Here is a 25402-nt window from a genome sequence, read left to right as displayed (position 1 = left end):
GCGGGGATCACCCGCCGATCAGCGGTCCCATCAGGCGAGCGGCCAGCGACGGACGCCGGCGCACGCGCTCCTCGAGGTCCGCGGCGGTCATCGCCGCCAGGCCCGCGTTGGCGCCGAGGAAGCGCAGGGGCTCCGGCTCCCAGCGGGGCGACCGGTGCCCGACCCAGGGGAGGGTGGACAGGCCCGTGCCGGAGCCGGTGATCAGCTCGGCGAGGGTCCGCCCCGCCAGGTTCGTGAGGGACAGCCCGTCCCCGACGTACCCCCCGGCGAAGGCGAGGCCGCGGCGCGGATCGTGCCAGACGGTCGGGTGCCAGTCCCGCGGGACTCCCAGCGGTCCGCCCCAGCGGTGCGTCACCTCGACGTCCGCGGTCGCGGGGAACAGGTCGGTGAGCGCGCGGCGGAGGTGGCCGAAGACGCGGTCCACGCGGTCGTAGTCGTCCCGCACGCGGCTCCCGAAGTGGTACCGGGCGCCGCGGCCGCCGAAGGCGATGCGGTCGTCCTGGGTCCGCTGGCCGTAGATGAGCAGGTGCCGGTAGTCGGTGAAGGTCTGGCCGTGCGAGATCCCGAGCTCGCGCCAGGTCGACTCCGGAAGGGGTTCGGTGGCGATCATCAGGGAGTACAGCGGCAGCAGGCGCCTGCGGTACGGGGCGAGGGTCGGCGTGTACCCCTCGAGCGCGACGACGACGGTGCCGGCGGAGACCGTCCCTGTCGGGGTCCGCACCTGCCGCGGCAGCAGCTCGAGCGCGGGCGTCTGCTCGTAGATCGTCACTCCGCGCGACTCGAGGGATGCGGCGAGGCCGCGGACCAGGCGGGCGGGCTGGACCCGGGCGCACGCCGGGTCGTACACGGCTCCCGTCGCGCGGGCGGCGCCGACGGACTCCGGGCCGAGGAGCTCCAGCTCGTCGACGCCGAACCGGCGTGCCTCCGCCAGGTCGCGCTCCGCGGCGGCGCGCTGGGCGCGCGAGCGGATGTAGGAGATCGTGCCGCCTCGCGCGTACCCGCACTCGATGCCGAGCTCGGCGGTCACCCGCCCGACCTCGTCGACGGTGTCGCGCAGCGCCCGGCGGAGGGCGAGCGCGGCGGACCGGCCGTGCGTCCGCTCGAGCGACGCCGTGCCGCGGGGGAACAGCGCGGAGCACCAGCCGCCGTTGCGCCCGGATGCGCCGAAACCCGCGATCTCCTTCTCGAGGACCGCGATCCGCAGCCTGGAGTGCGACGAGAGCAGGTAGTGCGCCGTCCAGAGGCCGGTGAGTCCGCCGCCCACGATGCAGACGTCGACCGACAGGTCCCCGTCGAGCGGCGGGCGCGGGACGAGGGGATCGTCGCCGGACGCCGCGAGCTCGTCCATCCAGAAGCTGACGTCGCGGTAGCGGCGCGCCGAGGGCGCCGGTTCGGGGACCGCCCGGGTGCCCGCGCCCGCACGGCTCACAAGTGCGACCAGGCCTCGCTGAGCACTCCGCGGAGGATCTGCTCGATCTGATCGAACTCGGTCTCGCCCACGGTGAGCGGCGGGGCGAGCTGGACGACGGGGTCGCCGCGGTCGTCGGCCCGGCAGTAGAGCCCCGCCTCGAACAGGGCCTTCGAGAGGAAGCCGCGCAGGAGGTGCTCCGACTCCTCGTCGGAGAAGGTCTCCTTCGTCGCCTTGTCCTTCACGAGCTCGATGCCGAAGAAGTAGCCGTCGCCGCGGACGTCGCCGACGATGGGCAGGTCCAGCAGCTTCTCGAGGGTCGCCCGGAAGACCGGGCTCTTCTCGCGGACCCGCTCGTTGAGCCCCTCCTCCTCGAAGATGCGCAGGTTCTCGAGCGCCACGGCGGCGGACACCGGGTGACCGCCGAACGTGTACCCGTGGTAGAACGCGGTCTGCCCGTGCCGGAACGGCTCGTAGATGCGGTCGCTCACGATCGTCGCGCCGATGGGCGAGTAGCCGCTCGTCATCGCCTTGGCGCAGGTGATCATGTCCGGCACGTAGCCGTAGGTGTCGCACGCGAACCAGTTGCCGATGCGGCCGAAGGCGCAGATCACCTCGTCCGAGACGAGGAGCACGTCGTACCGGTCGCAGATCTCCCGGACCCGCTGGAAGTAGCCCGGGGGCGGCGGGAAGCATCCGCCCGAGTTCTGCACCGGCTCGAGGAACACCGCGGCCACCGTCTCGGGACCCTCGAAGAGGATCATCTCCTCGATCCGGTTCGCGGCCCAGAGGCCGAACTCCTCGGGTGATCCGGAGAAGCCCATCTCGTCGGCGCGGTAGTAGTTGGTGTTCGGCACCCGGAAGCCGCCCGGCGCGACCGGCTCGAACATCTCCTTCATCGCCGGGATCCCCGTGATCGCGAGCGCGCCGTGCGGCGTCCCGTGGTACGCGACCGCCCGTGAGATGACCTTGTGCTTGGTGGGGCGGCCCTGCAGCTTCCAGTAGTGCTTGGCGAGCTTGAACGCGGTCTCGACCGCCTCGCCGCCGCCGGTCGAGAAGAAGACGCGGTTGAGGTCGCCCGGAGCGAGGTCGGCGAGCCGGTCCGCGAGCTCGATCGCGGCCGGGTGCGCGTAGGACCAGATCGGGAAGAAGGCGAGCTGCTCCGCCTGGCGCGCGGCCACCTCCGCGAGGCGGCGGCGGCCGTGTCCCGCGTTCACGACGAAGAGGCCGGAGAGGCCGTCCAGGTAGCTGCGTCCCGTCGAGTCCCAGATCGTGTGGCCCTCGCCCCGCACGATGACGGGGACGCCGTGGTCCTCGAGGACCGACTGCCGGGAGAAGTGCATCCAGAGGTGGTCCCTGGCCTTCGCCTGCAGGTCCTGCTCGCTGCCCGTGGCGGTCACGAGCTGTTCGGTGGCGGTCATCGCGTTCCCCAGTCGTAGAGCTGCTTGTGCAGCCGGAGGTAGACGAACGTCTCCGTCGAGGAGACGCCCTCCAGCGTGCGGATCTCGGAGTTGAGCAGGTCGATGAGCTCGTCGTCGTTCTCGCAGACGACCTCGGCGAGGATGTCGAAGTTGCCGGCGGTCAGTACGACGTAGTCCACCGACGGCATCGCGGCCAGCTTGTCCGCGATGATCCGGGTGTCCCCGCTCACGCGGATGCCGATCATCGCCTGCCGGTAGAAGCCGAGCTGCATCGGATCGGTGACGGCGACGATCTGCATGACCCCCGACTCCGTCAGCTTCTGCACCCGCTGGCGCACCGCGGCCTCGCTGAGGCCGACGGCCTTGCCGATCTCGGCGTACGAGCGCCGGCCGTCCTGCTGGAGCTGCTCGACGATCGCCTTGGAGACGGAGTCGAGCTGGAGTGGCCTGGCCGGAGCCCCTCGGCGCTGCTCGTTCACCCTGCGATTCTGGCAGTGCGCAGGGGCCCGAGCAAGCGAATCCGGATGTGTCGTACCCTCCGAGCGACGGAATCGGTTGATTTCCCTACGCTTATCGGGGGCGCCGCAGTAGGCTGGCGGCCATGACCGGAACCCTGCGGAACTTCATCGGGGGCGCCTACGTGGAGTCGTCCTCGGACCAGCTTCTCGACCTCGTCGATCCCGTCACCGAGGAGGTCTACGGGCAGAGCCCCGTCTCCAACGCCCAGGACGTCGACACGGCGTTCTCGTCGGCGGCGGCCGCCTTCGAGGAGTGGCGGGACACGACGCCGGGGGAGCGCCAGCTCGCCCTCTTCCGGATCGCGGACGCGATCGAGCGCCGCGCGGACGAGTTCGCCGAGATCGAGTCCAAGGACACGGGCAAGCCGCTCGCGTCCCTCGTCGACGACGAGATCCTCGTCTCCGTCGACCAGATCCGCTTCTTCGCGGGCGCCGCCCGGGTCCTCGAGGGCAGGGCCGCCGCGGAGTACATGAAGGACCACACGTCGTTCATCCGGCGGGAGCCCGTCGGAGTCATCGGCCAGGTGACCCCCTGGAACTACCCGCTGAACATGGCGACGTGGAAGTTCGCCCCCGCGATCGCGGCGGGCAACACCGTCGTCCTCAAGCCGTCCGACACCACGCCGTCGTCGACCCTGCTGCTCGCGGAGGTCGCCGCCGAGTTCCTGCCGCCGGGCGTGCTCAACGTGATCACCGGGGACCGGACCACGGGCGCCGCGATGATCGAGCACCGGATCCCGCAGATGGTGTCGATCACAGGCTCGGTCCGCGCCGGCATGGAGGTGGCACGAGCGGCGTCGAGTGACCTCAAGCGCGTGCACCTCGAGCTCGGCGGGAAGGCGCCGGTCATCGTCTACGACGACGCGGACATCGAGCTCGCCGTTCAGGGCATCGCCGGGGCCGGCTACTTCAACGCCGGTCAGGACTGCACGGCGGCGACCCGGGTGCTCGTCCAGGACGGCATCCATGACGAGTTCGTCGCCGCGCTCGCCGAGTACGCGAAGGAGAACGCGCGCACCGGAGCGCCCCGTGAGGAGGGCGTCTACTTCGGTCCCGTCAACAACGCGAACCAGCTGGCGCGGGTGAGCGCCTTCCTCGAGCGCCTGCCCGACCACGCCGAGGTCGTGCTGGGCGGCTCCCGGCAGGGGAGCACCGGGTACTTCTACCCGGCGACCATCGTGTCGGGGCTCATGCCCGACGACGAGATGAGCAAGCAGGAGGTCTTCGGCCCGGTCATCACCGCCCAGCGGTTCCGGGACGAGGAGGAGGCGCTCCGCTCGGCGAACGACGTCGAGTACGGCCTCTCCTCGTCGGTGTGGACGAAGGACCACGGCAAGGCGATGCGGGCGGCGAAGGTCCTCGACTTCGGCTGCGTCTGGATCAACACGCACATCCCGCTCGTCGCGGAGATGCCGCACGGCGGCTTCCGGCACTCCGGCTACGGCAAGGACCTCTCGATGTACGGGTTCGAGGACTACACTCGCGTGAAGCACGTCATGAGCTATATCGGCCAATGACCGGGGGCCGGGGGGAGGCAGCCGATCAGTGTCCTCCGGCCACGCCTTCTACTCTCCCCTCGCGGCTGACGTCGGCGGCGGCCTGAACTGGATCTTCTTCGCCGCCGGACGCGTGCTGGCGGGCTTCGAGCCGGCCGCATCCACCGAGGTGGTGATGTCGCTGTGGCGGACGGCCACCGCGCCGGACGCCTCGATCGAGTCCGTCGTGGCCGCGATCCCCACGCGAGGTCCGGCGGCGGTCGGCTCCTTCGCGGTCGTCGTCATCGGCTCCCGCACGACCCTTGTGCTGCGCGGGCGGGGCAGCGTGGACGTGCAGACGGCAGCGGGGCAGCGCCGCATCGACTCCCGCAACATGCAGCCCTGGTACCTGGCCGAGTTCGACGGCGTGCAGGGCCTCGCCCTCGGCTCCGTCGAGCGCCCGGTGGGAGTCGACACGGCCCCCACCTCCGCCGATCTGCCCCTGATGAGCGGAGTCGTCCGCGCGCCGTGGCTCGCCTGGACGCCGCTGGATCCGGGTCAGCCGCAGCGACCCGCTCCCGCGCCGGAGCGCCGGCGTGCGCGCCGGGCGGCCGCCACCATCGCGCCGCCCCAGTCCGTGCCGACGATCACGGGGTCCATCCCCGTCCAGAACCTCGCCGCGGCACCCGGGCCCTACCGGGCGCCGATCACGACCCCGATCCCGGTGATCCCCGCGGCGTCCGCTCCCGTGCCACCGATGCCGCCCTCGCGCGCCGCGGTGGGCAACACCGGCGACACGAGGGACCTCGACGACACCGTCCGCGGCCTCGGCACGGGACGGTTCCGCGGCGACGACCGCGTGGCCGAGGTGAGCCGCGCGAGCGAGGCGGCCGGGGACATCGGGGACACGATCGTCACGTCCCGGCGGCGCCATCGCGCGGACGTCCCGCCGCTCACGACCTGGTCGCCGTCGCGGATCGAGTTCGACCCCCGGTTCTCACCGGGCCAGGAGCGCTCGTCCGGCTACTACTGCTTCCGCATCGGCAACGGCCAGGTGTACCGCCTCGACACGCCCGTCTACATCGGCCGGAAGCCGAGCAGCCCGCGCATCGTCACCGGCACGCTTCCCCGGCTGCTCCGCATCGCGTCCCCCTCCATGGAGGTCAGCAGCACGCACGTGGAGCTGCGGCAGGAGGGCGCGTCCGTCGTCGTCACGGATATGCGCTCGACCAACGGGACCTTCGTTTCGCAGCCCGGATCGGCTCCCATAAAATTGCGGCAGGGGGAATCGATGGTCGTGACCCCTGGCACTCTTGTGGATATCGGCGACGGCAACGTCATCGAGATCCTGCCGATCCGATAGCGGACGGCGCTCCGCATCCAGCCCCGGTCCTTCCGGGCTCTTCCCCTTCCAGGCAGGACCTCCGTGACGCAGATCGGCCGCAGCAACTCCGGCCATACCGTGTCGGTGCCCCGCCGTCCCGACCTCAAGGTGACCCTCAGCTGGGCCGGCGTGACGAACGTCGGCCGGAAGCGCACGGTCAACGAGGACAGCTTCCTTGCCCAGAGCCCCGTCTTCGCGGTCGCGGACGGCATGGGCGGCCACTCCGCCGGCGACGTCGCGAGCGCGGCGGTCGTCTCCCGCCTGGCCGAGGTCATCGAGACGGACTTCATCGATCCGGACGTGGTGGAGCACGCCCTCGGCAGCGCCGCGCGCGACATCTCCCAGGTTTCCGGCAAGACCGCCCTGGGCACGGGGACCACCGTGACCGGCGCCGCCCTGACGCTCGTCGGGACGGATCCGTACTGGGCCGTCTTCAACGTCGGCGATTCCCGGGTGTACCAGCTGCGCGGCCGCCTCTTCGAGCAGGTCACGGTCGACCACTCGGTCGTGCAGGAGCTCGTGGACTCCGGCGTGATCAGCAAGGAGCAGGCGGAGAACCACCCCGACAGCAACGTGATCACCCGCGCCGTCGGCTTCAACGAGATGCCGGCGCCCGACTACTGGATGATCCCGGTCGTCGAGGGCCTGCGGCTCCTGCTCTGCTCGGACGGGCTGACCAAGGAGCTCACGGACGCGGACATCCGCTCCTCCCTCGTCGCCGGCCGCTCCGCCCGCGACACGGCGCACGACCTCGTCAACGCGGCACTGCACCGCGGCGGGCGGGACAACATCACGGTGGTGATCATCGACGTGCTCGGCACGAGCGGCGACTTCGACGTCGATCAGACGGTTCCGCGGCGGGGGACCGGTCGCCACTCTTGAGTCCGCGGCGTCCGGCTGGCGCGGGCGGCCGCGCCTCACGTCGCGCTGATTCTTGGGCAGCGTTCTAGGCGGCGAGGGTGTGGCGTCCGGCTGGTCGTGGGGTGCCGGTGGGGTCGATCCAGGGTGGTGGGATCAGGTGCGGGATCCGGTCGATGAATCGGATGGTCCAGCCGTCGTTGTCGAGTCGTCGGTGATGGAAGCGGCAGAGCAGGACGCCGTTGCTCAGGTCGGTGGGTCCGTGCGGCCGGCCTGGGCTCTGGTGCCAGGCGGTGAGGTGGGCGGCTTCGCATCTGCCGGGTGGTTCGTGGCAGCCGGGCCAGATGCAGCCGCGGTCGCGGATGGTCATGGCGTAGCGCTGGGCCTGGCTGAACAGGCGCCGGCTCTGGCCGAGGTCCAGCGGCTGGGAGTCGCCGCCGAGCACGACCGGGATGATCTTCGCCTCACAGGCCAGCCGGCGGGCGGTCGCGGCGGAGATGGGCTGGTCGATGCCGTCGATGGTGGCGGCGCCGATGCCGGTGACGAGCGCGTCGTGGGTGATGGTGACCAGCATGGTCACGGCGGTGCCGGAGATCTCGCCGGGGTCGTGGCTGAGTGAGTCGCGGGCGATGCCGACGAGGGCGTCGAGCCGCTTCTGGGCGAGGGTGCGGGTGTCTTCGAGGGCGGGGTCGGGCTCTGGCTGGTCCTGGTCGGTGAAGCGGACCTCGCGGCGGGGTGCGGTGCGGGCATCGAGGGCGGTGCGCAGCCAGCCGTCGCTTTCCGGGTCGGCGTCGATGAGGTAGCGGGTGATGCCGTCGCGGCGGGTGAGGATCCTCACGCCGGCTTTGGCGCGCAGTTCCTCCTCGCGAGGTTGGATGCCGTCGGGGTCGGCGTGCGCGATCAGTGCGCGGCAGGCCTGCCGCAGCCCGGTGCTGGATTCGGTGAGGGCCTCACCGACCAGGAACTCCTCCCACGCGGTCACCCGCTCCGGGGCGGCCTTGTCGGCGACGGCGCCGAGGGTGTCCAGGATGAGCGAGGCGGCGTCGGCGCCGATCGACCCGGTCTCCAACGCCGCGGCGGTGACCGGGTGCGGCTCGGGCAGCAGCTCCCCGGTGAGCGAGCGGCGAAGACCGAGCTGTCCGCCGATGCGGCACCAGCCGGTCGCGGTGCCGGTGGACACGTGCGCGACCGCGGCGACCGCGAGCGGCGCGCACCGGCTGCCCAGCCGCTTCGCCAGCGGCTCCTCCCCGTCGCGGGCGGAGCGGCCCGCGAACACTCCGGCCAGCCGGCTGCCGATCGCATCGACCAGGTTCGAAAGGCTCCCGATCCGTTCCAGGCACTCGATCAGCGCCGCGTCGGTGAGCCCGTCGGCGACCTCCGCCAGCGACGCCGCCTCCCCGGCCCAGGCCAGCTCCGCCACCCGCTGAGCGAGCGCGGCCGCCTGCGCCGCGAGAGTGTCGGTGGGCCTTTCCACGCGCCTGATTCTGCCCGCCACCACCGACACTCCGACCTCACCGGCGACGGTTTTCCACAGCAACCTCAACTACTAGTTGAAGCGATCTGAACCAGGGCGTGCGGGCGTCGCTCGAACGCCGGTGTCGGGGTCGCCAGTGGGTGCTGCTGGTGGCGAGGGGCCGGTTCGGCTGATTCTCCAAGGACAGTGAGGGAGTTGTCGAGATGCGCTGCTTGTGCGCGGTCGCGGATGATGTCCGCTCCTTCTTCTGAGCGGGGTCCGCTGGCTTCGCGGCGCAGCCCTGCGGCCGGGCCTCGACTCGCGGTGTGGGAACCGAGTCGGTGCAGCGGGTGCCAGCGCGATGCGCCTCCCTCAGAGCCTCGGGCGGACCTCATCGGGGACGCCGGGACCCCGAAGGAATACACGTTCCCGGACGAGCGGTTACGCTGATCGGGGTGCACCGCGGGGTCTGCCCCCGCTCTGGGGGCGCTTCTGCGTTGGGGAACCGCCCGCTCTGTGCGGCCGGTTCCGGGGGACACGCTGTCTACAATGCCTTCCGGGCACCCGGTGCCGGCCCCGCAGTCCAGCTGCTGGAGTGCTCGTCCGCCGAACCGCGAGGGGATGACATGACGAGGCGTCTGCCGTCGACCCCGCCCACCCTGCCGGGCTTCGCGTACGTGCGGGCCCTCGGTTCCGGCGGCTTCGCGGACGTCTTCCTCTACGAGCAGAACATGCCGCGCCGCCAGGTCGCGGTGAAGGTGATGCTCGCCGATGTCGTCAACGACCAGGTGCGCCAGATGTTCCAGGCCGAGGCGAACCTGATGGCCCAGCTCAGCACGCACCCCTCGATCCTCACGGTGTACCAGGCGAGCGTGTCCTCGGACGGGCGCCCGTACCTCGTGATGGAGCTCTGCTCCGCGAGCCTGAGCGAGCGCTACCGCCGCGAGCGGATCCCGGTTCCGGAGGTCCTGCGGATCGCGATCAAGATCGCGAGCGCCGTCGAGACGGCTCATCGCGCCGGGGTGCTGCACCGGGATATCAAGCCCACGAACATCCTCATGACGGCATACGGGCATCCGGTCCTGTCGGACTTCGGCATCGCCGCCACCCTCGCCGAGTCGGAGCGGACGGAGTCGGTCGGTCTCTCGATCCCGTGGTCGGCGCCCGAGGTGCTGATGGACGAGACCTCCGGCACCATCGCCAGCGAGGTCTGGGCGATGGCCGCCACGGTCTACAGCCTGCTCGCCGGGCGCTCGCCGTTCGAGGTGCCCGGCACCGACAACAAGTCGACCGACCTCATCAACCGGATCAACCGCGCGAAGCCGGAGCCGATCGACCGCGCCGACGTGCCGGCCCGGCTCGAGCTCGTGCTCCAGCGCGCGATGTCGAAGAAGCCGGAGCAGCGGCCCGGCAGCGTGCTGGAGCTGATCCGCGAGCTGCAGGCGGTCGAGACCGAGCTCGGGCTCCCGCAGACGCCCCTCGAGGTCGCCATGGACGACTGGGCGCTCGCGACGGTCGCGGACCTCGAGGATCGCACCCGCGTCCGCAGCGTCACGGCGCTCGGCGGGTCGGATCGCCGTCGCCGTCGGGCGCGCACGCTCACCGCGAGCGGCGGGATCGCCACCGTCGCGCGGGACGGAAGCGGATCGGCGGACCACGGCAGCGGGATGCGCGGGCCGCAGTCGAAGCGCGTGCAGTGGCTCTCCTGGATGCTCGTCGCGGTCTCGGCCGTCGTCATCGCGCTCGGCGCCACGGCGATGGTCGTGCTCATCCGGGGCGCCTCGGGAGACATCCCGCGGGTCTCGGACATCTCGGCGAGCGTCGACGACGGGACCGTGCGCTTCTCCTGGCAGGACCCGGGCCTCAGCGCCGGGGACAGCTACGAGATCACGACGCACGACGGTCGCTCGAGCGTGCAGAAGGGCACGACCTTCCTCGCCGACGCCGCGCCCGGCAGCCGGGTCTGCATCAGCGTCACCGTGAACCGCAGCGGCAAGGTGGGCGAGCCGAGCAACGAGAAGTGCGTGGACGCCTAGGTGGTGGTGTCCCCGATGCGGCGCGCGGCCGCGTGGCTCGCGCGCTACCGGTCGAAGCTGGTCTCCCTCGTCGGCGGCACAGCCGTCGTCGCCACGGTCGCGACCGTGGCCGTGGTGTCGTCGGGATACACCGCGCAGCGGATGGACCTCGACGACGGGTCGGTCTGGGTGGCGAACGGGTCGAAGCAGGTCATCGGCCGGGCGAACACCCAGGTGCTCCAGCTCGACACCATCGTCGCGAGCGCGACGAGCTCCCTCGAGGTCCACCAGCGCGGCCAGGACGTCTTCCTCTACGACCGGGGCAACAGCACGCTCGACGTCGTCGACCCGGCCACGTCGACCGTGGAGGAGTCGGTCCCGGTCCCGCCTCAGGACACCGTGCTGCACACGACCGGGCCGGACGTGGCGGACGGCACGGCCGTGCTGCACTCGACGGCGACAGGCCGGGTCTGGATCGTCCCGCTCGACGACCTCGGGTCCTTCGACGCGCTCGCCCAGCCGGATCTCAGCCTCGGGGCCGGGTCGGTGTCCTCGATGGAGCCGGACGGCACGCTCTTCGTCTACTCGCCGGAGGCGGGCGAGCTCTACCGGGTGGACACGGTCGCGGGCAGCGTCGTCGCCCAGACCTGGGAGCTCGATGCGGGGCCCGTCGACGACGACTTCGCGGTCACGTCGATCGGCGGGAGATGGGCGGTGCTCGACGCGACCACGCGCACCGTCTTCCTCGAGGGACGGCGGGTCGACCTCTCCGAGCTGGTCGCCGCCGCGGCGGGACCCGTGCTCGAGCAGGCGGTCACCGCCGATGCGGCGGGGCGGGACGGGGTCGACGACCTCTATGTCGCGCACACCGGCGGGCTCGTGCGCGTCCCGCTCGACGGCGGGACGCCGGAGGAGGTCGCGGGACTCTCGGCGCAGGGCCGCGCGGGAACCCCCGCCCCGCCGGTGTACCGTGCCGGCTGCGCCTTCGCCGCCTGGGCGACGGGTGACGTCTGGAGGCACTGCGCCCCGGGGAGCGGCGGAGCCGGCATCGACGGCGCGGCTCCGGAACTCGCGACGATCGCCGGCATGCCGTCATCGGCTCAGCTGGGCTTCCAGGTCAACGGCAGCCGGGTCGTCCTCAACGACTCGCGCAGCGGCGGCACCTGGGCGGTGCAGGAGGGCAACGCGCCCATCGACAACTGGGCGCAGCTGCTCGAGCGCAACGAGGACACCGAGGCCGAGCCCGAGAACGACGAGGACACGCCTCCGCAGTACGAGGCGCTGCAGGCCCCTCCCATCGCCGTGAACGACGAGCTGGGCGCGCGTCCCGGCCGCTCGACGGTGCTCCCGGTGCTGCTCAACGACTACGACCCGAACGGCGACGTGCTCGTGATCGACGAGCTGACCGCGCTCGCGCCCGAGGCCGGGACGCTCGAGCTCGTGAGCGGCGCCCAGCAGGTGCTCCTGACGCTGCCCGACGACGCGAGCGGTGCGGTGTCCTTCGGCTACACGATCTCGGACGGCCGAGGCGGCACCGCGAGCGCGACCGTCACGGTCGATGTCCGCACCGACGACGAGAACTCCCCGCCCCAGCAGGTGCGCAGGACCACGGCGACCGTCGCGAGCGGCGGCCGGGTGTCGGTCCAGACGCTGGGCGACTGGTTCGACCCGGACGGGGACGCCTTCTACCTCACGAGCGCGTCGGTCGGCGCTCCGGACACCGCGACGTGGAAGCCCGGAGGCGAGCTCGTGTTCGTCGACTCGGCCTCGGGCGGCGACCGCAAGGACGTGGCGCTCGCCGTGTCCGACGGCCGCGCGGACGGGGCCGGCACGCTCTCGCTCACGGTGCGGCCCGCGGGCGAGGTCCCCATCGTGGCCGAGCCGTTCGCGATCCGCGCCTACGTCGGCGAGGAGGTCACCGTGTCCCCGCTGCCGCGCGTTCGGGGCGGCAACGGCGTCCTCCGGCTCACCAACGTCCCCGAGAAGCCGGGCGTCGAGGTCTCGCCGGACTACGAGGGCGGCACCTTCCGCCTCGTCGCGGGGGAGGTCGGGACGCGTTACCTCGACTACACCGTGAGCGACGGAGCGACCACCGCGACCGGGTCGGTGCGGGTGGACGTCGAGACGCCGCCGGACGCGAACAGCACGCCCATCACGGTGCCGCACACCGCGTTCGTCCGTGAGGGCGGCAGCCAGAACGTCGACGTGCTGGCGAGCGACATCGATCCCGCCGGGGGAGTGCTCCTCGTCACGGGCGTGAGCGATGTGCCGGCCGACTCGGGTGTCCGCGTCGAGGTGCTCGAGCAGCGGCTCCTCCGGATCACGCTCACCGCGCCGCTCGAGGCCCCGGTGACGTTCGGCTACCGCGTCAGCAACGGCCTCGCCGAGGCCGACGGCACGGTCACGGTGATCGAGATCCCGCGCCCGGTGCGGACCCAGCCGCCGCTCGCCCGGCCGGACTCGGTGTCCGTCCGCGTCGGCGACGCGATCGACATCCCGGTCCTCGCCAACGACGAGCAGCCCGACGGGGAGGCGCTCGCCCTGGACCCCGAGCTCGTCACGCCGCTCCCGTCGGGCTCCGGCCTGCTCTTCGCCTCGCAGAACCGGCTCCGCTACCTGGCCCCGGACACGACGGGGAACTTCACCGCGGTCTACCGGGTCAACGGCCCGGACGGGCAGTGGGCCACCGCCGCCGTCGAGATCTCCGTGCGCGAGGCCGACCCCGCCTCCAACAACCCGCCCGTGCCCCGGACGGTCGAGGCCCGGGTCCTCGCAGGCGAGACCGTGCGCATCCCGATCCCCCTGACCGGCATCGACCCCGACGGCGACTCGGTGCAGCTCCTCGGCCAGGAGTCGAACCCCGAGAAGGGCGCGGTGACCGAGGTCGGCACGGACTGGGTCGTCTTCGAGGCGGGCGACTACTCGGCCGGCACGGACTCCTTCTCCTACCGCGTGGTCGACGGCCTCGGCGGCCAGGCGACGGGCACGATCCGGATCGGGATCAGCCCGCGGCTCGAGGGCGCTCGCAACCCGGTCGCCGTCGAGGACGAGGTGACGGTGCGGCCCGGCCGGACCATCTCGGTCCAGGTCCTCGCGAACGACTCCGACCCCGACGGCGAGAACCTGTCGATCACCGACGTGGAGGCGACGAGCGGGGGCGGCAGAGCCCGCGTCGACGGCAGCGTCGTGCGGGTCACCGCTCCGCAGCGGGCCGGGCGCTACGGCTTCGTGTACACGATCGAGAACGAGCGCGGCGGCACGAGCTCGAACTTCCTCACGATCGTCGTCGACCCCGAGGCGCCGCTCGCGCGTCCGGTCGCCCGGGACACCGTGCTGGGGCTGAGCGACATCCTCGGGCGCGAGACCGTGGACGTGAACGTCCTGTCCGGAGTCTTCTTCCCCGAGGGGGATGCGTCCGACGTGGCGCTCGCGGTGCTGCCGGGGTACGGCGGCGGCGCCGAGGTCCGGCCCGACCAGCGCATCCGGGTCACCATCGGCGACCGGAGCCGGATCGTGCCCTTCGTGGTCCGGCATCCGGACGACCCCGAGGTCTCAGCGATCGCGTTCATCCGCGTGCCGGGCTTCGACGACGCGCTGCCGCAACTCCGCAAGGGCGCGCCGCGGCTGACGGTGCCGAGCGGCGAGGCGGTCACCATCCGGCTGGAGGACTACGTCGTCGCCGTGGGCGGGGACGGGGTCCGCCTCACCGACTCGAGCACGGTCCGGGCCACGCACTCCGACGGCTCGGACCCCGTCGTCGACGAGACGACCCTCCGCTTCCGCAGCGAGGGCGGCTACTTCGGCCCCGCCTCCATCTCCTTCCAGGTGACCGACGGCGAGTCGGCGGACGACCCGGACGGCCGCGTGGCGACGCTCGTGCTGCCGCTCACGGTGACGCCGCAGGAGGACCAGCCGCCGGTCTTCGACGGCGGCGTGCTGGAGTTCGAGCCCGGCGCCGAGCGCACGGTGCAGCTCAGCCGGCTCACGACCTACCCCTACGCCGACGACCTGGGCGGGCTGGCGTACTCGGTGCTCGGCTCGGTCCCGAGCGGCTTCGACGTGTCCATCCAGGGACGGACGCTGTCGATCCGGGCGGACGACTCCCTCCGCAAGGGCAGCACCGCGTCGGTCGTGGTCGGGGTCCGCGACGGCGCCGTCGAGGGCGAGCCGGGCCGCCTCGAGCTCCGCGTCGTCGCCTCGACGAGGCCCACCGCGAGCCCCGCCGCCGACACCGCGGTCGCGCCGAGGGGCAGGACCACCACGGTCGACGTGCTCGCGAACGACCAGGCGGCGAACCCGTTCCCCGCGACGCCCCTCCAGGTGACGTCGGTCCGCGGCATCGACTCCGCGTCCCTGCCCGCGGGCGTCCGGATCACGCCGAGCGAGGACAAGTCGACGCTCACCGTCGACGTCGCCGCGGACGCGAGCCCGCAGGACATCACGCTGCAGTACCAGGTGATCGACGCGACCCGGGATCCCGACCGCGCCGCATGGGGGACGGTCACCGTCTCCGTGCAGGACCGCCCGGAGCCCGTCACGGGCCTGCGCGCGACCGGCTTCGGCGACCGGGCCGTCACCGTCGCGTTCGACCCCGGCCCCTCGAACAACGCGGACATCACCGGCTTCCGCGTGACGGCGACCCGCCCCGGCGGTCAGCGGTTCGGCACGACGGACTGCGCGTCGACGACGTGCACGATCCCGACCCCCGGCAACGGGCCGGCCAACCAGGTCCTGATCGACGTCGTCGCCGTCAACGCCGTCGGGGAGTCGGCCGCCACCTCGCTCGGCCAGCCGGTGTGGTCCGACGTCGTCCCGGCCGCCCCCGTCGCGCTCGAGACGCGTCCCCTCGACAACGGCCTCCGCGTCTTCTGGCGCAAGCCCGAGGAGACGGGCGGCAGCCGGATCACCTACTACGAGGTGACGGTCGCGGGCATCAGCCGCACGCTCACCGTGCCGGCGGGCGACGCGGTCGGCACCGAGTACTCGGTGGACGTCCGGGATCCGTCCCTCGCCAACGGCACGGCGGTGCAGGTGCGCGTGAGCGCGCGCAACGACGCGTACAGCGGCCTGACGAACTGGAACTCGGTGACCGGCTCCGGCACCCCGGCCGGCGCGCCGGTGCTCGTGGGAGCGCCGAGCGCGAGCGCCGGGAACGCGGGTGAGGACGGCAACGGCGGCGTGATCCTCGACTGGACGGGGGTGTTCGCCGGGAACGGCGCCGGAGTCGGCGAGTACTTCGCGGCGATGTACCAGGGCGACCCGCCGCGGTGCTCGGCCTCCGACAGCGGAGGCCGCGGCACCGACCTCGACGTGCCGCCCGCGAGCCCGACCTTCCGTCACATGGGATCCGCGACCTCGACCGAGTTCCAGGTGCCCGCGAACGAGCAGTACAGCTTCCTGGTGTTCGCCTACAACGGGCAGGGCTGCACGGCGAGCGGCGAGATCCGCGCGGTCACGCGCAAGGCGCCGGGCACGCCGACCGCGGTCGGCATCGGCGGACCGGTCGACAGCGGCGACGGACGCCACGACTTCCGCCTCGACTCGGTGCAGTACGAGAGCGGCGGGGGAACGCCCGAGGTCGGGTACGCCTACCGCGTCTCGGGCGGCGCGGGCACCTGGGGCATCCGCCCGGGCGGGACCATCCTGGGCGACGGCTCGCTCTACGGGCGGGCGGTGTCGATCGAGGTCCAGGTCTGCGAGACCTACCCCGAGCGGACGCTGTGCTCCGACTGGTCGGCGCCCTCGGCGGTCTTCACGCCCGTCGACACCCGTCCGAGCGGCCTGCGGTTCAGCGGCACGGCCGAGTCCGGCACGTGGACCTGGACCGGTGCCCCCTCCGGATCCGGCTACTCTGCCGTGCAGTACACGTGCGACGGGGGCGCGCGCTGGTCGGAGACCATGCCGGCCAGCGGCAGCTGCGCCGCGGGCGCCGGCGCGACCTTCCAGGTCCGCGTCACCACGCCGTCCGGCGCCTATTCCAGCCCGACCTACAGCTACGCCGACTTCGACTGACGAGAGACACACACGACATGACGATGACCCCGGAGCAGGCCGCGTGGTTCAGCGACATCTTCGCGCGCATGGCGGCGAACGTGGAGCAGGTGCTTCTCGGCAAGAGCCACGTCATCCGGCTGTCGCTCACGGCGCTGCTCAGCGAGGGGCACCTCCTGCTGGAGGACTACCCGGGGACCGGCAAGACGTCGCTCGCGCGCGCGATCGCGCAGAGCGTCCAGGGCACCGCGAGCCGGGTCCAGTTCACTCCGGACCTGCTGCCGGGCGACATCACGGGCGTCAGCATCTACGACCAGCGGACCGGCCAGTTCGACTTCCACCGCGGGCCGGTGTTCGCGAACATCGTGCTCGCCGACGAGATCAACCGTGCGAGCCCGAAGACGCAGTCCGCCCTGCTCGAGGTCATGGAGGAGGGGGCCGTCACGGTCGACGGCGTCCGCCACCCGGTGGGCGCGCCGTTCATGGTCATCGCCACCCAGAATCCGATCGAGCAGGCGGGCACCTACCGGCTGCCCGAGGCGCAGCTCGACCGCTTCATCCTGAAGACCTCGATCGGCTACCCGGACCATGCGGCGACGCTGCGGATCCTCGAGGCCTCCACGGTGCGCTCGCACGAGGTGATCGTGCCCGCCATCGTGCCGGCCGAGGTCGTCGTGGACATGACCCAGCTCGCCCGCACCGTGCACGTCGACCCGTCGGTCAGCGACTACGTGTCGCGGATCATCGAGGCGACGCGCAACGCCCCCGAGGTCCGTCTCGGTGCGAGCGTCCGCGCCGCGATCGCCCTGCTGCGGACGGCCAAGACGCTCGCGGCCTCCAACGGCCGGCACTACGTCATCCCGGACGACGTGAAGGCCCTCGGCGAGCCCGTGCTCGCCCACCGCCTCGTGCTCGACCCGGAGGCGGAGTTCGACGGCGTGACCCCCGGCGGCATCATGGCGCAGCTGCTCCTCGAGGTCCCGCCACCGAGCGAACGGCAGGCCGTGTGAGCACCACCTCGCGGCACCGCAGCGGCACCCGGGGGAGCACGGTCGCCGGCTCCACGGTCTCGCGCACGGACACCGCCGCCGCGCCGCTCACGAACGCGCGGACGCGCATCGTGGGAGAGCGCACCGGCATGGCCGCCGACCTCGTCGTCCTCCTCGTCCGGGCGTGGCGGGAGGTGCGGTCGCGCGTCCTCGCGGCCGCGCGCGGCATCGGCTCCGTCGTCACGCCGCTCGGCTGGAGCATGCTGGCCGTGACGGCGGTCGCCTTCGTCGCGGGCTACGTCGCGGGCTGGGACGAGGCGGTCCCGGTCGCCTGGGCCGGCGTCGTGGTGCTCGCGGTCGCAGCGCTCTTCCTGCTCGGCGGCCACGCCCGGCGGGTCGAGCTCGAGCTGCCGCATCCCCGCGTCGTGGTCGGGCAGACCGCGAGCGGCAGGATCACGGAGCGGAACCCCACGGGACACCGGCTGCTCGGCGCCACGGTGGAGGTCCCCGTCGGCGAGCGCTTCCTCGAGCTCGCCCTCCCCGCCCTGCCTCCCGGCGGCGAGGAGAAGCAGGACTTCGCCGTGCCCGCCGACCGGCGCGGCGTCGTCGCGATCGGGCCGGTGCGTCACGTCCGCGCCGATCCGCTCGGCCTCGTGCGCCGCGAGCACGTGTGGGACACGAGCGTGGAGCTGTTCGTGCACCCGCGGACGGTGCCGATCGCCGCCACGAGCACCGGATTCGTGCGCGACCTCGAGGGGCAGGCCACGCGCGACCTGACGGCCAGCGATGTGGCGTTCCACGCCCTCCGCGAGTACCAGCCGGGCGACGACCGGCGGTACATCCACTGGAAGTCCACCGCGAAGCAGGGCGTGCACATGGTGCGCGAGTTCGAGCAGACCCGGCGCAGCCATCTCCTCGTGGCGCTCAGCCTGTCGTCGGCCGACTACGCGAACGACGAGCAGTTCGAGCTCGCGGTGAGCGTCGCCGGATCCCTCGGCGTGCGCGCCATCCGGGACGCCCGCACGATCTCGGTCGTCGCGAGCGGCGCGACCCCCGAGTTCGCCAAGCGGAAGGTGCTGTCGGTGCGCAAGCTGAGCACGCTGACGCCCGTCCGCCTGCTGGACGACCTGGCGCGCGTCGAGCGCGCCGACTCCGCCCTGTCGCTCGTCGACCTCGCACGGGTCGCGGCGGATCAGGTGGGCGGGACCTCCGTCGCGTTCCTCGTCTTCGGCTCCCCGCCGGCGCCCGCGCAGCTTCGGGCGGCCTCGGCGTCCTTCCCGTCCGGGGTCGAGGTGGTCGCCGTGGTGTGCGACCCCGGCTTCGCACCCGCCCTGCGCCGCGTGGGCGGGCTCACCGTGCTCACGATCGGCTTCCTCGACGACCTGCAGAAGGCCCTCTCCCGGAGCAGGGCCGCGTGACCGCACCGCTCGAGCGAGTGCGCCGCCGCCCCGGCTCCGTGCTCCTCAACACCGGCTTCCTCGCCCTCGCCATGGCGATCTCCGCGGCCGCGTTCTGGCCCGTCTACCGGAGCGAGTCCCTCGTCGTCGCGGTGGCGGTCGCCCTCATCGCGGGCATCGCGATCGCGGTCCTCGGCGCGGCGCTGCGGTGGCCGGGATGGGCGGTGGGCGCCGCCGTCCTCGCCGCCTATCTCCTGCTCGGCGTGCCGGCGGCCGTGCCGTCGCTCGCCGTCGCCGGGGTACTGCCGACCGTCCCCGGCATCCTCGAGCTCCTCGCGGCGGCCGGGCTCAGCTGGAAGGAGCTGCTGACGATCTCGCTCCCGGTCGGCAGCTACCAGTCGCTGCTCGTGCCGGTGTTCCTGCTCGTCCTCGTGCTCACGACCGCGGGGCTCTCCACAGCCCTCCGGGCGCGCTGGGGCGAGCTCGGCATCCTCGCGCCCGTCGCGCTCTTCGCGGCCGCGATCCTGCTCGGGCCCACGACGCCCGCGCGCCTCCCGCTGTCGCTCGCGCTGCTCGTGACCGCGCTCGCGTTCCTGATCTGGCGCCGGTCGGTGCGCCGGCGATCGCTGCTCGCGAGGGTCGCGCCCGAGTCCCGGGACCGCCGGCGTGCGGTGCTGCGCACAACGGCGGGCGCCGCGGCGATCCTCACGCTGGCGGCCTCGGGAGGCGCGGCGGCCTCCGCGCTCGCGCCCGCGTCCGCTCCGCGCCAGGTGCTGCGCTCCGCCGTCGAGATCCCCTTCGACCCCCGCGACTACGCCAGCCCGCTGTCCGGCTTCCGGCGCTGGTTCCAGGACGAGCGGGCGTCGCAGACGATGCTCGAGGTCCAGGGGCTGCGGGCCGGCGACCGGGTGCGGGTCGCGACCCTGGACGCGTACGACGGCGTCGTCTACACCGTCGGCAGCGACCGGGTCAGCAGCGCGTCGGCGGCCTTCACCAGGGTCCCGTCCGCGATCGACCCGGTCGGTGTGTCGGGCCGCGACGCGACTCTGGACGTCACCGTGCACGGCTACCGCGGCGTGTGGGTCCCGGACGCCGGCGCGCTGCGCAGCATCGACTTCTCCGGAGAGAACGCGGCCTCGCTGCAGGACTCCTTCTACTTCAACCGGGTGAGCGGCACAGGCGCCGTCCTGCAGGGCCTCACCGCGGGCGACTCCTACCGGCTGGACGCCGTCCTGCCCGCGACCCCGGACGAGGGCGAGCTGGCGGCGCTGCGACCCGGCACGGCGCCCGTTCCGGAGCTCCCGCTCGTGCCCGCGGAGCTCGACGCCGCGCTCGAGCGGTACGCGGCGGGGGAGGACACCCCCGGGGAGCGGCTCGTCGCCGCGATCAGCGGCCTCCGGGAGGACGGGTACGTCAGCCACGGCGGGGAGGGAGAGCCCTTCAGCCGCTCCGGCCATTCCGCCGACCGGATCACCGAGCTGCTGACCGCGCAGCCCATGCTCGGGGACGCCGAGCAGTACGCGGTGACCGCCGCGATCATGGCCCGGCGGCTGGGCTTCCCGGCCCGGGTGGTCGTCGGCTTCGTCGCTCCGGACGACGACCCCTCCACGCTGCGCGGCGAGGACGCGAGCGCCTGGATCGAGGTCCACGGCGCGGGCGCGGGCTGGGTCGCCGTCGACCCCAACCCCCCGGTCCGCGACGTGCCCGAGCAGCAGCCGGACGACGCGGCGACGGTGTCGCGGCCCCAGTCCGTCGTCCCGCCGCCTCCGGACGACGCCGTCGAGCAGGACGAGATCCTCCCGCCGGACGTGTCCGAGGAGGACCAGGAGCAGGAGCCCCCGCTCTGGCTGGGCATCCTGCTCACGGTCCTCCGCGTCCTGGCGTGGACCGTGCTCGTCGCGGCGATCCTGCTCGCGCCGTTCCTCGCCATCGTGGGTGCCAAGTGGCGCCGGCGCCGGCGGCGGCGGACCGCGGGCGAGCCGCTCGACCGGGTCGTGGGCGGCTGGGACGAGTTCGCGGACGCCGCAGCCGACTTCGGCGTCGACACGGCGCGGACCGCGACGCGCAACGAGCTCGCGATCGCCGTGGGCGGCCGCCGCCCGCTGGTGCTCGCGTCCGCCGTCGACCGGGCGACGTTCGCCCCGGGCGATCCGCAGGAAACGGACGTCGAGCGCGTGTGGGCGGCCGTGACGGAGCTGCGCGCCGAGCTCGGGCGCGGCCGCACCCGCTGGGAGCGGCTCAAGGCGCTCGTCTCGCTGCGGTCGCTCCGCCGCGGGGAGGAGAGGCGCCGATGACCTGCGCGGCCTGCGGAGCGGACCTTCCGCCCGGCGCGATGTTCTGCGGCGAGTGCGGCACCGCCGCGACCGGGCGCATCCCCGCCGCGGCTCCGGCCGAGCGTCCCGCGCCCACGGGACCCGCGCTGGTGCTCGATGACCGCACTCGGCTCCCCGCGATCCGAACCACGCCCACCGCCGCCCGGTTCGTGCTCCAGTTCAGCACGGGGGAGGCCGTCACGGTCAGCGGCACCGGCCTGATCGGCCGCCGGCCGCAGGCGCAGCCGGGCGAGGAGTTCGACGTCCTCGTCGCCATCGACGATCCCGGGCGCTCCGTCTCGAAGACGCACCTCGAGTTCGGGCAGGAGGGTGGCGCGTTCTGGGTGAGCGACCGCTTCTCCGCCAACGGCACCGTCGTGCGCGAACCGGACCGCTCCGCCCGGCTGTGCGCACCCGGGATGCGCACCCGGGTGGCCCGCGGCTCGCGCGTGGAGATGGGCGAGCAGTTCTTCGTGGTCAGCTGACCCCTCCCGGGGATGCCGGTGAGCGGCACCGTCCACGGCGGCGCCCTCCCGCTCCCGCAGTGCCGGCACCCCGAGGGAGAGTGCCGGGGTGCAGCTGCCGCCGTCCCTGCCCGACCCGGAGCCGGTCCCCTTCCCCCTCGCCGTGGTGCTGGTGCCGGTGCTCACCGGCGCCGTCCTGTTCGCGCTGACCCGGTCACCGCTCACGCTCGCCCTCGCCGCGCTGGGGCCGGTCGCCGGCATCGCGGGAGTCCTCGACGGGCTCCGCCGGCGACGCAAGACGCGCAGCCGCGCGGTCGCCCGGCGGAGGCAGGCGCTGTCGGCGCTGCGCGAGGAGCTCGAGGAGGAGCACCAGCGCCGGCGGGCCGAGCTGCTCGCGGCGTCGCCGCCGGCGGCGGACGTGCTGGCGGGCCGGGCGCCGGGAGACCGGCTCGTGCTGGGCTTCGGCCCCGTCCCGAGCGGCATCCGCCTGCGACCGGCGGAGCCGGAGGACGAGGGGATCACCCGGGACGCGGCGGTCCTCGCCGACTGCCCGATCACGGTTCCCCGCACGGGGCCGGTCGGCGTCGCAGGTCCCGCGCCGCTGACGAGCGCCGTGCGCCGGGCCATCGAGGCGCAGGGCCGCCATCCCCCGGTCGACGAGGCGCGGGCGATCGAGGACCTCCCGCCGCGCTGCAGCGTCGTGCTCCGGCTGGACGGGGTCGGGAGGGCGGTCCTGCTGACGCCGGACGAGGCAGGAGGGCACCTGCGCCCCGAGCTCGTCTCGCGCCCCGCGGTGGCCGCTGCGGACAGTCGGGGGCCGGCCTCGCTGGGCGAGCTGGGGCTGCCCGCGGCGGGCGGGTCGGGGCTGCCGGCCCGCTTCGCCACCGGTCCCGACGGGCCGCTGGAGTTGGACCTCGTCCGCGACGGTCCGCACGCCGTGGTCGGCGGCACGACGGGCAGCGGGAAGAGCGAGCTGCTCGTGGCCTGGATGACCGCGCTCGCCCGAGCCCACCCGCCCGAGCGGCTGGCGCTCCTTCTCGTCGACTTCAAGGGCGGGACCGCCTTCGACCCGCTCGCGGTCCTTCCGCACACCGCAGGCGTCGTGACCGACCTCGACCCGGCGGCCCTCGCCCGGCTCGCCACCGGCCTTCGCAGCGAGCTCGTGCGCCGGGAGCAGGTGCTCCGGGACGCGGGGGCCCGCAGCGTGGAGGCGGCTCCCGGCCTTCCCCGGCTCGTCGTGGTCGTCGACGAGTTCGCGGCGCTGCTGGCGGCGCACCCCGCACTCGCCGAGGTGTTCACCGACGCGGCGTCGAGGGGGCGCGCGCTCGGCGTGCACCTCGTCCTCTGCACGCAGCGCCCCGCCGGCGCCATGCGCGACGCCCTCCTCGCCAACTGTGGCCTCCGGATCGGCCTCCGCATGCTGGCGACGGAGGACAGCCGGGTGCTGCTCGGCACCGCCGACGCGGCTCTCCTGCCCTCCGGCGCACCCGGGCGATGCGTCGTCTCCCGGCAGGGCGAGCCTCCGCTGCCCTGCCGGGTCGTCCCGGCCTCGCCAGGGGACCTCGCGGGCATCCGGCGGGGTCGGCGCGTGGAGCCGGTGTGGCTCCCGCCCCTGCCTCCCCTCGTGCGGCTCGCGGACCTGCCCCGCCGATCGCCCGATGAGCTGGTGCTCGGGCTCGCGGACCAGCCGGAGCGCCGCAGGCAGGCGCCGGCGGTGTGGCGTCCGGGCGAGGAGGGGCCTCTCCTGGTCGCGGGCGAGCGAGGATCCGGACGGTCCACGCTGCTCGCGGCGCTCGCTGCCCAGGGCGACTCCGTCCTGGTCCGCGGTGGCGCGGACGACGGGGCCGAGGCGCTGTGGGACAGCGTGATCTCGCCGCCGCCGGGTCTGCTCCTGGTCGACGACCTCGACCTCGCCCTCGGCGGTCTCGGCGACGAGCACCGGATCGAGCTCACGGAGAGGCTCGCGCACGCCCTGCGCTCGGGACGGGTCCGCGCCGCCGCCGCGGTGCAGGCGCCCCTCGCGGGCTGGGCGAGACCCCTCGCGTCGTCCTTCGCGCGCACCCTCGGACTCCGGATGCCGCGGGACGACCACGCGCTGCTCCTCGGGGGACCGGTCCCGCCCGCCGAGGCGGCGCCGCCGCCGGGAGCCGGCTGGTGGCGCGGCGACCGCGTCCAGGTCGCGTGGGCGCCCGCGTCCCCCGCGGCCGCGGTCCGGCCGGCGGTCGAGCGGATCGCGCTCCGGGAGCCGCTCGTCGTGGTCTCCCGGATGCCGGGGCTCCCGGCGGCCGACGGGATCACGGCCGTCACTCCCGAGGACTGGCGGTCCCGGCCGGAGCTGTGGCCCCTCGCCGCGCGCGTTCCGCTGCTCCTCGTGGGCTGCGCCGCCGCCGACCACCGGGCGATCACCGGCCGCCGGGAGCTTCCGCCGCCCCTCGCCCCGCTCCCCGGGCGGGCGTGGCTCGTCCGGCCGGGAACCGCGGCCGTGCGCGCCGTCCTGCGCCTCGACGGCTAGGCGGCCAGTGCCGTCTCCAGCGCGACCGAGCGGAGCCCGTGGGCCGCGGCGACGGGGGCGCTGGCGAGTGACCCGGCGTGCACGTTGAGACCGGCCGCCAGCGCGGGGTCGGCGCGCATCGCCTCGCGCCAGCCGCTGCGGGCCAGGGCGCGGACATAGGGGAGGGTCGCGTTGGTGAGCGCGTAGGTCGACGTGTGCGGGACCGCGCCCGGCATGTTCGCGACGCAGTAGAACAGAGAGCCGTGCACTCGGAAGGTCGGGTCGGAGTGCGTCGTGCGGTGCGAGTCCTCGAAGCATCCGCCCTGGTCCACGGAGATGTCGACGAGCACGCTGCCGGGCTTCATGCGCGACACGAGCTCGTTGCTCACGAGCTTCGGCGTCCGCGCACCGGCGATGAGCACAGCGCCGATCACGAGATCCGCATCCAGCAGGGCGCGCTCGATCTCGTAGGCGTTCGACGCCGTGGTCCGGACCCTGCCCGCGTAGAGCGCGTCCAGCTCCCGCAGCCGCGCGAGGTTGGTGTCGAGCACGCTGACCTCGGCGCCGAGGCCGGCAGCCATGCGCAGCGCGTTGGTGCCCGCGACCCCTCCTCCGAGCACGACCACCCTGGCCGGCCGGGTGCCCGGCACGCCGGGGACGAGGAGGCCGGGCCCGCCGTTCGGACTCAGCATCGTCGACTGCCCGACGAGGGGGGCGAGGCGGCCCGCCACCTCGCTCATCGGCGCGAGAAGGGGCAGGGATCGGTCGGGCAGCTGCACGGTCTCGTACGCGACGGCCGTGATGCCGGACTCCAGGAGGGCGCTCGTCAGCTCGCGGTCCGCCGCGAGGTGGAGGTACGTGAAGAGGACGAGGTCCTCGCGGAAGTGCCGGTACTCCGACACGATGGGCTCCTTGACCTTGAGCACGAGCTCCGACGAGGACCACACCTCGTCGGCGTCCTCGGCGATCTCGCCACCCGCGGCGACGTAGTCGGCGTCCGAGATCCCGGAGCCCTCGCCGGCGCTGCGCTGGACCAGCACCCGGTGACCGGCCGCGGCCAGGTCGTGGACACCGGAGGGGGTGATCGCCACCCGGAACTCGCTGTCCTTGATCTCCTTGGGGATCCCGATCCGCATAAGCCCCACCCTACTCGCGACGCACTCCTTTTCGTCCGTTCCGCATCGGACTCGCAGCGGATTCCGCGCCCGCGGGTGCATCAACGCCAC

General features: G+C 73.5%; 15 protein-coding genes. 10 read left to right on the top strand and 5 right to left on the bottom strand.

The window, feature by feature from the left end; genetic code table 11:
- Positions 1–7: 7 nt before the first annotated feature.
- From J3P30_RS00885 to J3P30_RS00875, 3 genes are read right to left on the bottom strand one after another with little or no spacing between them, the layout of a single operon-like run.
- Positions 8–1429 carry an FAD-binding oxidoreductase gene (locus J3P30_RS00885; protein WP_307807342.1) on the bottom strand — a complete coding sequence of 474 codons (1422 nt, stop codon included), beginning with the start codon at positions 1427–1429 and terminating at the stop codon, positions 8–10.
- Entirely contained in the window at positions 1426–2829 is a 1404-nt protein-coding gene (locus J3P30_RS00880; RefSeq protein ID WP_210479032.1) for an aspartate aminotransferase family protein, read from the bottom strand. The genes J3P30_RS00885 and J3P30_RS00880 overlap by 4 nt, the downstream gene beginning before the upstream one ends.
- A complete protein-coding gene (locus J3P30_RS00875) occupies positions 2826–3308 on the bottom strand; it encodes an Lrp/AsnC family transcriptional regulator (protein ID WP_210479030.1) in 483 nt (160 codons plus the stop codon). Before J3P30_RS00875 ends, J3P30_RS00880 begins: the two co-directional genes overlap by 4 nt.
- Before the next feature lie 122 nt (positions 3309–3430).
- Here J3P30_RS00875 and J3P30_RS00870 point away from each other — a divergent pair, with 122 nt between their 5' ends.
- From J3P30_RS00870 to J3P30_RS00860, 3 genes are all read left to right on the top strand, one after another.
- Positions 3431–4864: a gamma-aminobutyraldehyde dehydrogenase gene (locus J3P30_RS00870; RefSeq protein WP_210479028.1), complete on the top strand. Its 1434-nt coding sequence runs from the start codon at positions 3431–3433 to the stop codon at positions 4862–4864.
- 28 nt (positions 4865–4892) lie between these two features.
- Positions 4893–6185, top strand: coding sequence for an FHA domain-containing protein (locus J3P30_RS15490; RefSeq protein ID WP_307807341.1), 1293 nt, complete (start codon positions 4893–4895; stop codon positions 6183–6185).
- Between the two features lie 63 nt (positions 6186–6248).
- Entirely contained in the window at positions 6249–7088 is an 840-nt protein-coding gene (locus J3P30_RS00860; protein ID WP_210479026.1) for a PP2C family serine/threonine-protein phosphatase, read from the top strand.
- A gap of 64 nt (positions 7089–7152) precedes the next feature.
- Here J3P30_RS00860 and J3P30_RS00855 read toward each other — a convergent pair whose 3' ends face one another.
- On the bottom strand, positions 7153–8538 hold the full coding sequence (locus tag J3P30_RS00855; RefSeq protein WP_210479024.1) for an HNH endonuclease signature motif containing protein: 1386 nt from the start codon (positions 8536–8538) through the stop codon (positions 7153–7155).
- 605 nt (positions 8539–9143) lie between these two features.
- On the opposite strand from J3P30_RS00855, the gene J3P30_RS00850 reads away from it, so the two are divergent.
- The 7 genes from J3P30_RS00850 (at position 9144) to J3P30_RS00820 (ending at position 24197) form a co-directional block, all read left to right on the top strand.
- The gene (locus tag J3P30_RS00850; protein ID WP_210479022.1) at positions 9144–10553 is read left to right on the top strand and encodes a serine/threonine-protein kinase; all 1410 of its coding nucleotides are present in this window, start codon (positions 9144–9146) and stop codon (positions 10551–10553) included.
- A gap of 15 nt (positions 10554–10568) precedes the next feature.
- On the top strand, positions 10569–16544 hold the full coding sequence (locus J3P30_RS00845; RefSeq protein WP_210479020.1) for an Ig-like domain-containing protein: 5976 nt from the start codon (positions 10569–10571) through the stop codon (positions 16542–16544).
- A 17-nt stretch (positions 16545–16561) separates the two neighbouring features.
- Entirely contained in the window at positions 16562–17533 is a 972-nt protein-coding gene (locus tag J3P30_RS00840) for a MoxR family ATPase (RefSeq protein WP_210479018.1), read from the top strand.
- The gene (locus J3P30_RS00835; protein WP_307807340.1) at positions 17530–18930 is read left to right on the top strand and encodes a DUF58 domain-containing protein; all 1401 of its coding nucleotides are present in this window, start codon (positions 17530–17532) and stop codon (positions 18928–18930) included. Before J3P30_RS00840 ends, J3P30_RS00835 begins: the two co-directional genes overlap by 4 nt.
- Positions 18927–21203, top strand: a complete 2277-nt coding sequence (locus J3P30_RS00830; protein WP_307807339.1) for a transglutaminase-like domain-containing protein — start codon at positions 18927–18929, stop codon at positions 21201–21203. The genes J3P30_RS00835 and J3P30_RS00830 overlap by 4 nt, the downstream gene beginning before the upstream one ends.
- A complete protein-coding gene (locus tag J3P30_RS00825) occupies positions 21200–21706 on the top strand; it encodes a zinc ribbon domain-containing protein (protein WP_210479016.1) in 507 nt (168 codons plus the stop codon). The genes J3P30_RS00830 and J3P30_RS00825 overlap by 4 nt, the downstream gene beginning before the upstream one ends.
- 88 nt (positions 21707–21794) lie before the next feature.
- Positions 21795–24197, top strand: coding sequence for an FtsK/SpoIIIE domain-containing protein (locus J3P30_RS00820; RefSeq protein ID WP_210479014.1), 2403 nt, complete (start codon positions 21795–21797; stop codon positions 24195–24197).
- Here J3P30_RS00820 and ald read toward each other — a convergent pair.
- On the bottom strand, positions 24194–25312 hold the full coding sequence (ald, locus tag J3P30_RS00815) for an alanine dehydrogenase (protein WP_210479012.1): 1119 nt from the start codon (positions 25310–25312) through the stop codon (positions 24194–24196). The genes J3P30_RS00820 and ald overlap by 4 nt on opposite strands.
- Positions 25313–25402 lie beyond the last annotated feature (90 nt).

This window comes from Naasia sp. SYSU D00948 (genome assembly GCF_017916515.1).
In the GTDB taxonomy this organism is placed as follows: domain Bacteria; phylum Actinomycetota; class Actinomycetes; order Actinomycetales; family Microbacteriaceae; genus Naasia.
The sequence above is the reverse complement of the archived record's forward strand: the minus strand, read 5'-3'. Positions and strand labels throughout refer to the sequence as shown.

Excerpts from the sequence above, each read along its gene's own strand:
- J3P30_RS00840 (WP_210479018.1), top strand. The coding sequence starts at position 16,562 with ATGACGATGACCCCGGAGCAGGCCGCGTGGTTCAGCGACATCTTCGCG.
- J3P30_RS00880 (WP_210479032.1), bottom strand. The coding sequence starts at position 2,829 with ATGACCGCCACCGAACAGCTCGTGACCGCCACGGGCAGCGAGCAGGAC.
- J3P30_RS00870 (WP_210479028.1), top strand. The coding sequence starts at position 3,431 with ATGACCGGAACCCTGCGGAACTTCATCGGGGGCGCCTACGTGGAGTCG.
- J3P30_RS00845 (WP_210479020.1), top strand. The coding sequence starts at position 10,569 with ATGCGGCGCGCGGCCGCGTGGCTCGCGCGCTACCGGTCGAAGCTGGTC.
- ald (WP_210479012.1), bottom strand. The coding sequence starts at position 25,312 with ATGCGGATCGGGATCCCCAAGGAGATCAAGGACAGCGAGTTCCGGGTG.
- J3P30_RS00850 (WP_210479022.1), top strand. The coding sequence starts at position 9,144 with ATGACGAGGCGTCTGCCGTCGACCCCGCCCACCCTGCCGGGCTTCGCG.
- J3P30_RS00825 (WP_210479016.1), top strand. The coding sequence starts at position 21,200 with ATGACCTGCGCGGCCTGCGGAGCGGACCTTCCGCCCGGCGCGATGTTC.